Origin of the sequence: Croceibacterium sp. TMG7-5b_MA50, assembly GCF_039830145.1 — a bacterium.
Lineage (GTDB): Bacteria > Pseudomonadota > Alphaproteobacteria > Sphingomonadales > Sphingomonadaceae > Croceibacterium.
In genome coordinates this window covers 372,056-383,238 of sequence record NZ_CP156082.1, presented here as the reverse complement: position 1 = coordinate 383,238, position 11,183 = coordinate 372,056, and the positions used below count along the sequence as shown (strand labels likewise).

The 11,183-nt window shown below is 66.6% G+C and carries 17 protein-coding genes; 14 read left to right on the top strand and 3 right to left on the bottom strand.

Annotated elements, in window-relative coordinates; genetic code table 11:
• The first annotated feature begins 51 nt into the window (after positions 1-51).
• Positions 52-606 (top strand): transcriptional regulator, encoded by a 555-nt coding sequence (locus tag V5740_RS01980; protein ID WP_347303416.1) that lies wholly within the window; start codon positions 52-54, stop codon positions 604-606.
• Between the two features lie 141 nt (positions 607-747).
• Here the strand turns inward: V5740_RS01980 and pspF are convergent, their stop codons facing one another.
• Positions 748-1,767, bottom strand: coding sequence for a phage shock protein operon transcriptional activator (pspF, locus tag V5740_RS01975; RefSeq protein WP_347304420.1), 1,020 nt, complete (start codon positions 1,765-1,767; stop codon positions 748-750).
• Positions 1,768-1,917: 150 nt separating this feature from the next.
• Here pspF and V5740_RS01970 point away from each other — a divergent pair, with 150 nt between their 5' ends.
• From V5740_RS01970 to chrA, 11 genes are all read left to right on the top strand, one after another.
• Positions 1,918-2,070 carry a hypothetical protein gene (locus V5740_RS01970; protein ID WP_347303415.1) on the top strand — a complete coding sequence of 51 codons (153 nt, stop codon included), beginning with the start codon at positions 1,918-1,920 and terminating at the stop codon, positions 2,068-2,070.
• Positions 2,067-2,891, top strand: a complete 825-nt coding sequence (gene pspA, locus V5740_RS01965) for a phage shock protein PspA (protein WP_347303414.1) — start codon at positions 2,067-2,069, stop codon at positions 2,889-2,891. Before V5740_RS01970 ends, pspA begins: the two co-directional genes overlap by 4 nt.
• Before the next feature lie 3 nt (positions 2,892-2,894).
• Positions 2,895-3,188 carry an envelope stress response membrane protein PspB gene (pspB, locus tag V5740_RS01960; protein ID WP_347303413.1) on the top strand — a complete coding sequence of 98 codons (294 nt, stop codon included), beginning with the start codon at positions 2,895-2,897 and terminating at the stop codon, positions 3,186-3,188.
• Positions 3,185-3,562: an envelope stress response membrane protein PspC gene (pspC, locus tag V5740_RS01955; protein ID WP_347303412.1), complete on the top strand. Its 378-nt coding sequence runs from the start codon at positions 3,185-3,187 to the stop codon at positions 3,560-3,562. The genes pspB and pspC overlap by 4 nt, the downstream gene beginning before the upstream one ends.
• Before the next feature lie 23 nt (positions 3,563-3,585).
• Positions 3,586-3,888 (top strand): hypothetical protein, encoded by a 303-nt coding sequence (locus V5740_RS01950; protein WP_347303411.1) that lies wholly within the window; start codon positions 3,586-3,588, stop codon positions 3,886-3,888.
• A 21-nt stretch (positions 3,889-3,909) separates the two neighbouring features.
• Entirely contained in the window at positions 3,910-4,227 is a 318-nt protein-coding gene (locus V5740_RS01945; RefSeq protein WP_347303410.1) for a hypothetical protein, read from the top strand.
• A complete protein-coding gene (locus V5740_RS01940; RefSeq protein ID WP_347303409.1) occupies positions 4,224-4,487 on the top strand; it encodes a hypothetical protein in 264 nt (87 codons plus the stop codon). Before V5740_RS01945 ends, V5740_RS01940 begins: the two co-directional genes overlap by 4 nt.
• Before the next feature lie 19 nt (positions 4,488-4,506).
• Complete coding sequence (locus V5740_RS01935) at positions 4,507-4,755, top strand: hypothetical protein (protein ID WP_347303408.1); 249 nt, start codon at positions 4,507-4,509, stop codon at positions 4,753-4,755.
• A gap of 25 nt (positions 4,756-4,780) precedes the next feature.
• A complete protein-coding gene (locus tag V5740_RS01930; protein ID WP_347303407.1) occupies positions 4,781-5,191 on the top strand; it encodes a SufE family protein in 411 nt (136 codons plus the stop codon).
• Between the two features lie 5 nt (positions 5,192-5,196).
• Entirely contained in the window at positions 5,197-5,547 is a 351-nt protein-coding gene (locus V5740_RS01925; protein WP_347303406.1) for a YbaN family protein, read from the top strand.
• A 188-nt stretch (positions 5,548-5,735) separates the two neighbouring features.
• The gene (gene chrA, locus V5740_RS01920; protein WP_347303405.1) at positions 5,736-6,932 is read left to right on the top strand and encodes a chromate efflux transporter; all 1,197 of its coding nucleotides are present in this window, start codon (positions 5,736-5,738) and stop codon (positions 6,930-6,932) included.
• A gap of 191 nt (positions 6,933-7,123) precedes the next feature.
• Here chrA and V5740_RS01915 read toward each other — a convergent pair whose 3' ends face one another.
• The gene (locus tag V5740_RS01915) at positions 7,124-7,645 is read right to left on the bottom strand and encodes a sterol desaturase family protein (RefSeq protein WP_347303404.1); all 522 of its coding nucleotides are present in this window, start codon (positions 7,643-7,645) and stop codon (positions 7,124-7,126) included.
• Between the two features lie 80 nt (positions 7,646-7,725).
• Here V5740_RS01915 and leuC point away from each other — a divergent pair, with 80 nt between their 5' ends.
• Complete coding sequence (gene leuC, locus V5740_RS01910) at positions 7,726-9,159, top strand: 3-isopropylmalate dehydratase large subunit (RefSeq protein WP_347303403.1); 1,434 nt, start codon at positions 7,726-7,728, stop codon at positions 9,157-9,159.
• A gap of 1 nt (position 9,160) precedes the next feature.
• Here the strand turns inward: leuC and V5740_RS01905 are convergent, their stop codons facing one another.
• Entirely contained in the window at positions 9,161-10,177 is a 1,017-nt protein-coding gene (locus V5740_RS01905) for a DNA topoisomerase IB (RefSeq protein WP_347303402.1), read from the bottom strand.
• Positions 10,178-10,240: 63 nt separating this feature from the next.
• Between V5740_RS01905 and yghU the strand changes: the two genes are divergently transcribed.
• On the top strand, positions 10,241-11,110 hold the full coding sequence (gene yghU / locus V5740_RS01900; protein WP_347303401.1) for a glutathione-dependent disulfide-bond oxidoreductase: 870 nt from the start codon (positions 10,241-10,243) through the stop codon (positions 11,108-11,110).
• Positions 11,111-11,183 lie beyond the last annotated feature (73 nt).

Here is an 11,183-nt window from a genome sequence, read left to right as displayed (position 1 = left end):
TGAAAGCAAGCAGGAAGCCGTTTACCCCTGTCGTGCATTGTCACCAGCACCATGCTGGTGTTCCTTGATTTCGAAGCCTCGTCACTCAGCGACCGGTCATACCCGATAGAGGTCGGCTGGGTGTGGGAAGACGGCCGGGGCGAGGCGCACCTGATCCACCCGGCACCGCGCTGGACCGACTGGGATATGCGGGCGCAGGCGATCCACGGCATCGCCCGCGCGGAGCTCGAGACCAAGGGCGAGGATCATGCCGCGGTCGCCCGGCGCATGGTGGATGTCCTGTCCGGCCACGATCTTTGCGCCAGCGCGCCGTCGTGGGACGGCAAGTGGCTGTCCGCCCTGCTGCGCGCCGCCGACCTGCCGCGTCATTCGCTGCGGCTGCGCGACAGCGACGATGTGATTGCGGAAAGCGCGCGCGCCATCCTGCACCCTCACCTTCCGGCAGACCGGCTGCAGTCCGCGCTGGAGACGATCCTGACGCTCGACGACCTGCGCGAAGGCGCGCCCACGCACCGCGCGCTGGAGGACGCGCAGGGCGAGTGGCGGAAATGGCAGCGGGTAACAGAACGGGCGCGCGAAATCGCCGGGGAGCACGTCCGCGCCTGAACCGCCTCAGTCCCGCTTCCGGGAAGCGGAAAGGCCGGCAATCGCCAGCGCGAAAAAGGTGACCCCCAGTGAAATCCAGATGGCGTACATGGTACCCTCCTTGGGGTAAGATTACCGGATCGCTGCGCTGGCACCAGTCCCCTATTCGCTCAGGGAATGCTTCCTGATACAGTGCCGCAACTGGTCGTAGGACAGGCCCAGCGCCTTCGCCGTCTGCCGCTGGTTCCAGCGGTTCCGACCCAGATGATGCTCCAGGATCGCCCGCTCATGCGCATCGACCGCGCCGCGCAGGTCGGCGATCGTGTCGTAGTGCGGCCCACCGGTCGGCACCGCAGCCGCCAGTTGCGCCGGCTCCACCTCCGCTGCGCGCGGCGGGGGCGCGGGCTTCCATGGGCTGTCGAACGGGTCGAATTGCACATGGCCCACCGGCTCGTTCCACTCGTCCCAGCGATAGACGGCTCGCTCCACCGCATTGCGCAATTCGCGCACATTGCCGGGCCACGGATAGTCGTCCAGCTGCTGCGCCACGTGAGGCGCAAAGCCCGGCCAGTCGCGCCAGCCAAGCTCCGCCGCCATGCGCCGCCCGAAATAATCGGCCAGCACGGCGATGTCCCCTTCCCGCACGCGCAGCGGTGGTAGGGTGATGACCTCGAAGCTCAACCGGTCCAGCAGGTCGGCGCGGAACCGGCCCGTTTCCGCAGCACGGGGCAGATCCTCGTTGGTGGCGGCGACGATGCGCACGTCCACCCTGACCGGCCGGCTGGCGCCGATGCGCGTCACCTCGCCATATTCGACCGCGCGCAGCAGCCGTTCCTGCGCGGCCATGGACAGGGTGCCCAGCTCGTCCAGGAACAGGGTCCCGCGATCCGCCTCCTCGAAGCGACCAGCGCGAGCCTTGGTCGCGCCCGTGAATGCGCCCGCCTCGTGCCCGAACAGCTCCGCCTCTATCAGCGTCTCCGGCAAAGCGGCGCAGTTCATCGTGACCAGCGGATGATCCCACCGATCGGACAGGCGATGAAGGCGTTCGGCGATCAGTTCCTTGCCAGTCCCCCGCTCTCCGATCACCAGCACCGGCCGGCGAAGGGGCGCCGCCCGGCTGGCACGCTCCACCGCGTCCAGAAATGCGCCCGACTGACCAATAAACTGGCTTTCCCGCTCCATGAACCAGATCATAGCATCTGACGCCAACATCTGGCAATTTGCACCATTGGACAATGATAGCAAAGGATGCAAGTCATTGATTTCACGGCGACCGCTGCATCTGGCATGGCCCATGCAAAGCTGATGGCATAAAGGTTCAGGAGCCACTCCATGTCGATCCGCTCGATCTACGCCCATCCGTCCCGCCTCGCGGCCCTGGTCAGCCTCGTGCTGCTGGTGTCGTTCAACATCGCGGCGCTCGGCAGCGTGGAGGTCACCCTCGCCCCGCGGCTGGTGGTGGCACCCGTGGTGGCGCTGGCATGAGCGACGACCAGGTCCCCGCGCCGCGCCAGCAGCGCCTCACCGCCCTCGGCAGCCGCCTCGATCGCGAGATCGAGCGGCTGCGTACCAGCCCTACGCCCACCATGGGCAATATCCTGAACAGCGGAGTACCCCTGATGGGCATCTTTTCCCGCACCCGCGACATCATCGCGGCGAACTTCACCGAACTGCTCGACCAGGCGGATGACCCGGCCAAGATGATCCGCATGATCATCCTGGAGATGGAGGAGACGCTGGTAGAGGTCCGCGCCAGCGCGGCGCGCACGATCGCCGACCAGAAGGAGATGCACCGCCACACCGTGCGCCTTGAAAAGCTGCAGGCCGACTGGGCGGAAAAGGCGCAGCTCGCGCTCAGCAAGGACCGCGAGGATCTGGCCCGTGCCGCCCTCGTCGAACGCAAGAAGGCCGCCGACATGGGCGGCCAGCTGAAGGCGGAGATCGCCGTGCTGGACGACTCCCTCCGCGCGTACGAGGAGGATATCTCCAAGCTGCAGACCCGCCTGCGCGAGGCGCGCAGCCGGCAGAGCCAGATTGCCGCCCGGCTGGAAAGCGCGGAGAACCGCGTCAAGCTGCGCAGCTTGATGACGAACGAGCGGGTCGACGATGCGCTCGCCCGGTTCGACCAGCTGGAACGCCGCGTCGATTATGCCGAAGGCCGCGCCGACTCGCTCAATGTGGCGGGCGGCCGCCCCAGCCTGGCGGACGAGATCGCCGCACTGGAAGGGTCGGACAAGATCGACGCGGAACTCGAAGAGATGAAGCGCGCCCTGGGCAAGGGTGCGGACAGCCGACAGGGGGACTGATCCATGGAAGAAGCACTGGCCATTGTTGCCATTTTCGTCGGCCTGCCATGGCTGATCCTGCACTACATGACCAAGTGGAAGACCGCCGCCACCATCACCACCGATGACGAGGTACTGCTGGAGGAACTCTACAACCTCGCCAAGCGGCTCGATGAGCGGATGGAGACGGTGGAGCGCCTGGTCGCGCACGACAGCCCCGACTTCCGCCCGGCCCGCCTGTCCGACGAAAGCGACACGACCCCGCAGCTGCGCGAGCTGGACCGCCTGCTCGCCGAGAAGAAAGGAACCTTCCGGTGAACTCTCCCCGCACCCGCCTCTACCGCGACAAGCAGGAAGGCAAGCTGATGGGCGTCTGCGCCGGCCTGGCCGACTATGCCGGGGTGGATCCGATCTGGACCAGGCTGGGCTTCCTGTTCCTGGTGTTCATGTCGGGCGGCGCCGTCCTGCCGTTCTACTTCATCGCCGGCATCCTGCTGAACAAGAAGCCGCCCGAACTCTACACCGACCGGCACGAGCAGAAGTACTGGCAGGGCGTGCGGCAGAGCCCGAAGCGCACCGCCCGCGAACTGCGCGCCCGGATGCGCGACATCGACCGCCGCCTGGCGGAGGTGGAGACGCACTACGTCACCAGCAATCCGCGCCTCTCCGCCGAGATCGAGCGGCTGCGCTGAGCCACATTCAGAGGGACTGAACCATGCACGGCACGATGGCCCTGATGATCCCGATCCTGGCGCTGATGATCCCGTTTTTCGCGATCTGGATCAAGCACCGGGAGAAGATGATGGATCGCCAGATCGGCACCACCAGTCAGGCGACTGCGGAGAAGGCGGCGCAATATGCCAGTCATGTGAAGGAGCTGGAGGATCGGGTCCGCGTGCTGGAACGCATCGTCACCGATCGCGGCTACGACGTCGTCACCCAGATCGAGGCGCTGCGCGACCAGCGCCGGGTGGAGGATCGCTTGGCCGAGCCCACCTCCATCTCCTCGCACAACTAACGCCAGCAGGAAGGTAGCACGATGCCGTTTGAGCTGACCGCCGAAGTGATCGCCATAGTCGGGGTCTCCGGCGTGGTTGGATGGGTCGCCACCACCTGGCTGCGCATCCGCCACGGTTATCCGCTGGACGGTGCCTGGGGCCAGTCCGTGTACCCGAAGAAGGATGCCGAGACGGCCGAGCGGCTGAAGCTGGTGACGCAGGAAAACGCCCAGCTCCGCGCCGAGGTCGGCGCGGTGAAGGACCGCCTCGCCAATGTGGAGCGGATCGTCACCGACAGCGGCTACCACCTCAGCCACGACATTGAACGGCTGCGCGACGGGCGGGAGAATGTGCAATGAGCTTCTGGACCGCCATCGTCGTCCTTGCGCTCATCTGGGGCATCACCAGCGTGCTGCGCGTCCGCCATCACGAACGGCTGGGCTTCGCCACGGACGAGGACGGCAACCCCATCCCCGCGCCGGACCGGGAGCGTGCCGCCGAATTGCAGCGCGAGGTCGCCGAATTGCGCGAACGGGTCCGCGTGCTGGAACGCATCGCCACCGACGACACCCACGGTCGCCGCCTGTCCGACCAGATCGACCGGCTGCGCGACGAATAGATGAAGGGAGCCTGCCGCCATGCCTCATGACCTGCTGCTTGCCCTGACCGTTCTTGCCGCCCTGCTGGTGGTCGCGGCCGCCGCACTGAAAGGGTGGCAGGGCTGGTTGGCGCTCAAGACCCGCGAACTGGACGCCCACCGTAGCGCGCCGCTCGACAGCGGCAACCGCGCCGTTGGCTCCCCTGAGGGTGCCGCCCGGATCGAACTGGCCGACCTCAGGGAACGCATCCGCCGGTTGGAAGCGATCGCCAGCGGGGTGGATTTGTGATGGCGGTGCGCTATGTCCCCGCATCATGCGGTCGCTGCCTGACATCCTTGAAGAATACGAATTCCTCGATGGCGACGAACGCTATCGCCTGCTGATCGAGCTGGGGCGGGAGCTTGATCCCATGCCACCCGCCCTGCGCACCGATGCCACCCTGGTGCGCGGCTGTTCCGCCAGCGTATGGGTCTACCCCACCGGCGATGCGGGCAAGCTGCACTTCCTGGCCGACAGCAACGCCGCCATCACCAAGGGCATCGTCGCGCTGGTGATCGCCGCGATCCAGGATCGGCCTGCGGCGGAAGTGGCGGACACCGACATCCTCGACCGGCTGGCACCGTTCGATCTGAAGAACCAGCTCAGTTCCAACCGGACGCAGGGCGTCCCCAACATGATCGCGCTGGTCCGCGAACACGCCACCCGCATCGCAGGCGGAGCCTGAACCCCATGCTGCGGCCGCTATGGACGGCGGCCGGCCTGCTATTGGTGGGACTTGGCGTCGTGGGCGTGATCCTGCCCATGATGCCCGGCGTCGTGTTCTTCATCGGCGCCGCATACTGCTTCGCCCGCGGCAACCCGGCATGGGAACAGCGCCTGCTCGCTCATCCGCAGGTCGGCCCGCACCTCGTCGCTTGGCGCACCCGTCGCGCGATCTCCGCCAGGGGCAAGCGCGCGGCGGTGGCGATGATGGCACTGGCGGCGGCGCTGGCCTGGTGGCTGGTCGGCTGGCCTTGGGCCGGGGTGTCGAGCGCGGCTCTGCTGGCAGTGGCGTTGTGGATCGTGACCCGACCGGGGTGAATGTCGGCATCGCAGTGGGAATTGCATCGGCTGCATTCATGCGACCGACTAAACGCGGCCGCCTCGATCAAACCATTGCATGTGGCGGCCGGAAAGCGCAGGATCGGGACACGGGCTATATGCGGCGCCCGTTCAGACGATGATCGTCCAAGTCCGCTCCAGAAGTCGTATCGCGACATCGGAGCTGCATGACGATGAACCTGCCAGAAGCCCGCCCGCCCGCTATCAGCCTCACGCACCTGTTCTTGCGGTTCCTCCGCTTCGGCGCGCTGGCCTTCGGCGGACCCGTGGCGCAGATCGCCATGATCCGTCAGGCCCTGGTCGAGGAAGAGCGCTGGATTGACAGCGCCCGCTTCAATCGGCTGCTGGCGGTTATGCAGGTCCTGCCGGGGCCGGAGGCTCATGAACTGTGCGTCCATCTCGGCATCATCGCCCGCGGACGGCTTGGGGGGTTGGTCGCCGGCCTGGGCTTCCTGCTGCCCGGACTGATCCTGATGTTGGCCTGCGCCTGGGCTTATACATCCTTCATCGCCGGAAGTGTCGCGCTCGGCGGATTGCTGATCGGGGTGCAGGCAGCCGTCCTCGCGATCATCCTGCGCGCGGTGCAGCGGATCGCTTCTCATATATTGACGAATGTCGCCCTGATCGGCCTGGCTGTTCTGGCGTTCGTCGGAACAGCGGCTGGCCTGCCGTTCTGGATACTCCTTGCGGCTGCCGGCGTCGCCTTTGCAGCGTTCCGCAACCCCGCTGCCATTGTGCTATCGGGAACATTGGTGTCGGTGATCGCCTGGCTTGCGCTCCACCCGGCCGCCATCACGAACCCCGCAGCCGTCGCTGCGATTTCCGCCCCGGTCACCGTGCTGGCGCTTTTCGTCGCCGGATTGAAGGGCGGGCTGCTCACCTTCGGCGGCGCCTACACCGCCATTCCGTATGTCCGGGATGACACCGTCGGACGGGGATGGCTGTCCGACGGAGCCTTTCTGGACGGTGTGGCGGCGGCGGGGCTGCTTCCGGCACCGCTGGTCATTTTCGCCACCTTTGCCGGCTACGTGGCCGGCGGCTTGAGCGGGGCCCTTGCCATCACGGTCGGCATGTTCCTGCCCGCTTTCGCCTTTTCGATGCTGTTCTTTGAACGGCTTGAGGCTGTCGTGGACAAATCCAGGTTACACCGTTTGCTGGATGGCGTGGCCGCGGCAGTGGTCGGTATCATCGGCGCGACCTTTGTCGACCTGGGCGCGAGCACCGTGCAGCGCTCGCAGAACCTCGTCTTCACCACGATCATCTTCATCGTCGCCGCAATCGCAGCATGGCGGCTGAAAGGTCGCTGGGTCACACCGGCATTGATCGCCTTCGGCGCAGTCGCCGGATTGCTCATGCCGACCTGACGGCAGCCATATCTGCAGGGGTTCGCCGGCAGGCTGTCCTACACGGCGCGCTGCTGCCATACCAAGCGGATGCCTCGTTTCGCCCTTCCGCATACCCCTTCTACGTCGGCCGGTGAACCGGTCCTCCCGCTCGCCCTCGGCACCTCAGCTAGGTGTCAACTTAGTGTCAACTTCCAGCCGCAGCCGCTCGGCTATGCCTCCGCGCTCTCGCGCAACTGGGCGATGCCGGCCTCCCGCTGACGGCGCAGTTCAGCCTTCAGCTTGGCCGGATCGCTCGCCAGGATGAAGCCGAAGCTGACGCCGCCTTCTTTGCCGATGGTGGCGTGATGCAGCTTGTGCGCCTGCACCAGCCGCTTGGCGTAACCGCGCTTGGGCACCCAGCGGAAGTAACGCTGGTGGACCAATCCGTCATGGATCAGCGTGTAGATCACGCCATACACCAGGATGCCGGTGCCGATCCACGTCGCCGGCCACCAGGCCGCCTGGCCCATCACCAGCTCGCTGCCCAGCGCGAACATGGATATGCTCATCGCCGCGCCGACCAGCGCGTACAGGTCGTTCCGCTCCAGCATGTTATGATGCGGCTCGTGATGGTCGCGGTGCCATGCCCAGCCCCAGCCGTGCATGATGTATTTGTGGCTCGCCCACGCCACCCATTCCATGGCGGCGGCACTCGCCAGCACGATCAGCAGGGGAAACAGCCAGTCGGTCATGATCGGGCTAAATAGGCGCTTCGCCGCTCGAAAGACAGCCCCTGCTTGCTATGCCCGCGCAGCCGCGCCATCTGCCCGGCATGGCCAGCAAACCACGCACTCTGTACGAGAAGATCTGGGACGCCCACGTTGTCGAACGGCAGGAGGACGGCACCTGCCTGCTGTTCATCGACCGGCACCTGGTACACGAAGTCACCAGCCCGCAGGCGTTCGAAGGCCTGCGCATGGCCGGCCGCCCCGTCCGTCGGCCCGAATTGACGCTGGCCACGCCCGACCACAACCTGCCCACCACTGCACGCCTCGACGCCGGCGGCAACCGCCTGCCGATCGCCGATGGCCAGAGCGCCCAGCAGCTCTCCGCGCTGGAGCGCAACGTGGCGGAGTTCGGCATCCGCTATTTCGGCGCCACCGCCCGCCAGCAGGGCATCGTCCACGTGGTCGGCCCGGAACAGGGCTTCAGCCTGCCCGGCACCACGATCGTATGCGGCGATAGCCACACCGCCGCGCATGGCGGCATGGGCGCGCTCGCCTTCGGCATCGGCACCAGCGAAGTCGAGCATGTCCTCGCCACGCAGACGCTGCTGCTGCAGCCGTCGCGCACCATGGAGGTGCGCGTGGAGGGCGAGCTTGGCCTCGGCATCACCTCCAAGGACCTGATCCTGCACATCATCGGCGTGATCGGCACCGCCGGCGGCACCGGCCACGTGATCGAGTACCGCGGCCCCGTGTTCGAGGCGATGAGCGTCGAGAGCCGCCTGACCGTCTGCAACATGAGCATCGAGGGCGGCGCACGCTCCGGCCTGATCGCGCCGGACGACAAGACCTTCGCCTACCTGAAGGGTCGCCCCTTCGCGCCCACTGGCGCCGAATGGGACGCGGCCGTCGAGTACTGGCGCACCCTGCGCACGGACGAAGGCGCGACGTTCGACAAGTCGGTGGTGATCGACGCCGCTAACGTGGAGCCGACCGTCACCTGGGGCACCAGCCCTGAAGACACCGCCCCGATCGGCGGCCTGGTTCCCGCGCCCGAGAGCTTTGCCGACTCGTCGAAGCAGGACGCCGCCCGCAAGAGCCTCGTCTATATGGGCCTGGAGCCGGGGCAGAAGCTGGCGGGTCTTCCGGTCGAGAACGTGTTCATCGGCAGCTGCACCAACAGCCGGATAGAGGATCTGCGCGCCGCCGCCGCCGTGCTTAAAGGCCGGCACCTGGCCGACAACGTCAAGTGGGCTATCGTTGTCCCCGGATCGGGCCTGGTGAAGGAACAGGCGGAGGCGGAAGGGCTCGACCGCATCTTCACCGAAGCGGGCCTCGAATGGCGCGAGCCCGGCTGCTCCGCCTGCCTCGGCATGAACCCGGACAAGGTGCCCGCAGGTGAACGCTGCGCCTCCACCTCCAACCGCAACTTCGTCGGCCGGCAGGGTCCCGGTGCGCGCACGCACCTCGTCAGCCCGGCGATGGCGGCGGCGGCGGCGGTGACCGGCCGGCTGACCGACGTCCGGGAACTGGCAGACTAGGTCAGGCCGCGGCCAGCATCTCCGCGGCCGGCGGGCTCTGTTCCAGCAGCGCCAGCAGGCCGCGCTCCTCGCGGCTGAGCCACTGCGTCCTGCGCGGCAGCTTCAGCGTCTCGCGCCACTTGCTCTGGCTGTCGATCAACGCCGTCACCGCCGGGTGGACGTAGGATCGGCGCGCCACAGCAGGCGTGTTGCCCAGCTTCTCCGAGACCTCCGCCATCAACGCCTTGATCGTCAACTGGCCCTTAGCGCTCGCCAGCATGTTGAACGCCAGCACGCTGCCATGCCACGTACGGAAGTTCTTGGCGGTGAAGTGCTCGCCCATCGTCTCGCACAGATACTCGTTCACCTCGTCCGAGCCGACATTGTGCACCTCCCCATCCTCGCCGGGATATTGAAACAGGTGCTGCCCGGGTAGGTCCTGCATCTTGCGCACGAAATGCGCCAGCCGCCGGTCCGTGATCGCCACCTCCCGCTGCTTGCCGCTTTTGGCGCGGAACGACAGCTTCAGCGTGGAGCCGCGCACCTCGGCATGGTCCTGCCTCAGAGTGGTCGCGCCGAAGGAGTTGTTCTCTTTCGCATAGGCTTCGTTCCCGATGCGGATCACCCCCAGGTCCAACAGGCGCACCACGCTGGCGATGGCATGGCTGCGCGTGACCTTCGATCCGCTGAGATCTGCCTCCACGCGCTTTCTCACCAGCGGCAGTAATTCGCCGAAGGTGCGGCAGCCGTCGAACTTCATCCCCTCCTGCTGAGTACGGAAAACGGGGTGATAGCGATATTGCTTGCGCCCCTTGTCGTCATACCCGGTCGCCAGAATATGGCCGTTGTCCGCCGGGCAGAACCAGGTGTCCACATAGGCGGGCGGCAGGGCAATCGCATTCAGCCGGTCGATCTCGTCCCGGTCCTTGATCCGTTCGCCGGTGGGATCGAAGTACGCCCAGCCCTTGCCCGCCTTGCGGCGGGTGATGCCGGGAAGCTCGTCGTCGACGAAGATCAGCTTGGTGGAGGTGTCTGCCATGGCTGGCGGAGAACGGGCGTCGCGCTCTTGCGGTTCCGCCTGCCCGACGCCAGATCGCAGACCATGACACAGACCTATACCCCGCCCGCCATCTGGACGCCCGATACGGAGAATGGCGGCCGCTTCGCCGGCCTCAACCGCCCCACTGCCGGCGCCCGGCACGAGGCGGAGCTGCCGGTCGGCGAACATCCGTTTCAGCTGTATTCGCTAGGTACGCCCAATGGCCAGAAGGCCACTATAATGCTGGAGGAGTTGCTCGCTGCCGGCTTTGCCGAGGCTGATTACGATGCCTGGCGGATCGGCATCATGGATGGTGACCAGTTCGGCAGCGGCTTCGTTGCAATCAATCCCAATTCCAAGATCCCGGCTCTGGTCGATCGCAGCGGTGCGGAACCGGTACGCGTGTTCGAATCCGGCGCGATCCTGATCCATCTGGCGGAACGGTTCGGTTGGGGCCTTCCGGCAAGTGGCGCGGCGCGGGCTGAGGTGCTGAGCTGGCTGATGTGGCAGGTGGGCAGCGCGCCGTTCATCGGCGGCGGCTTTGGCCATTTCTACGCCTACGCGCCGGAGAAGTACCAGTACCCCATCGATCGCTACACAATGGAAACCAAGCGCCTGCTGGCAGTGGCCGACGCCCAGCTGGCGCAGCACGAATACCTGGCTGGCGCGGACTACACGGTGGCGGACATTGCCGCCTATCCGTGGCTGTCGATGCTATATCATGGCGGTTACAACGGGGCCGACGTGTTCCTGTCCATGAACGAGTACGAGCATGTGGGCCGCTGGGTCCGGGCGATCGACGCACGGCCGGGCGCGATCCGCGGCCGGCTGGTCAACGCCCAGGGTGGCTTGGCTGAGCGGCACACCGCCAGCGACTTCGACACGCTGGACCCGGCGCTGCTCGGCCCTGTGCGGCAGCGCATTGGCGGCTGAGTCGCCGCCTACACCCGCCCCTTGCATGGCGGGGGCGGCACGCTATAGGGCAGCGCTCCGCCGGCAACGGCGC

Coding starts and splice junctions, on each gene's coding strand:
- V5740_RS01980 (WP_347303416.1), top strand. CDS start 52: ATGCTGGTGTTCCTTGATTTCGAAGCCTCGTCACTCAGCGACCGGTCA.
- pspF (WP_347304420.1), bottom strand. CDS start 1,767: ATGGAGCGGGAAAGCCAGTTTATTGGTCAGTCGGGCGCATTTCTGGAC.
- V5740_RS01970 (WP_347303415.1), top strand. CDS start 1,918: ATGTCGATCCGCTCGATCTACGCCCATCCGTCCCGCCTCGCGGCCCTG.
- pspA (WP_347303414.1), top strand. CDS start 2,067: ATGAGCGACGACCAGGTCCCCGCGCCGCGCCAGCAGCGCCTCACCGCC.
- pspB (WP_347303413.1), top strand. CDS start 2,895: ATGGAAGAAGCACTGGCCATTGTTGCCATTTTCGTCGGCCTGCCATGG.
- V5740_RS01950 (WP_347303411.1), top strand. CDS start 3,586: ATGCACGGCACGATGGCCCTGATGATCCCGATCCTGGCGCTGATGATC.
- V5740_RS01945 (WP_347303410.1), top strand. CDS start 3,910: ATGCCGTTTGAGCTGACCGCCGAAGTGATCGCCATAGTCGGGGTCTCC.
- V5740_RS01940 (WP_347303409.1), top strand. CDS start 4,224: ATGAGCTTCTGGACCGCCATCGTCGTCCTTGCGCTCATCTGGGGCATC.
- V5740_RS01935 (WP_347303408.1), top strand. CDS start 4,507: ATGCCTCATGACCTGCTGCTTGCCCTGACCGTTCTTGCCGCCCTGCTG.
- V5740_RS01930 (WP_347303407.1), top strand. CDS start 4,781: ATGCGGTCGCTGCCTGACATCCTTGAAGAATACGAATTCCTCGATGGC.
- V5740_RS01925 (WP_347303406.1), top strand. CDS start 5,197: ATGCTGCGGCCGCTATGGACGGCGGCCGGCCTGCTATTGGTGGGACTT.
- chrA (WP_347303405.1), top strand. CDS start 5,736: ATGACGATGAACCTGCCAGAAGCCCGCCCGCCCGCTATCAGCCTCACG.
- V5740_RS01915 (WP_347303404.1), bottom strand. CDS start 7,645: ATGACCGACTGGCTGTTTCCCCTGCTGATCGTGCTGGCGAGTGCCGCC.
- leuC (WP_347303403.1), top strand. CDS start 7,726: ATGGCCAGCAAACCACGCACTCTGTACGAGAAGATCTGGGACGCCCAC.
- V5740_RS01905 (WP_347303402.1), bottom strand. CDS start 10,177: ATGGCAGACACCTCCACCAAGCTGATCTTCGTCGACGACGAGCTTCCC.
- yghU (WP_347303401.1), top strand. CDS start 10,241: ATGACACAGACCTATACCCCGCCCGCCATCTGGACGCCCGATACGGAG.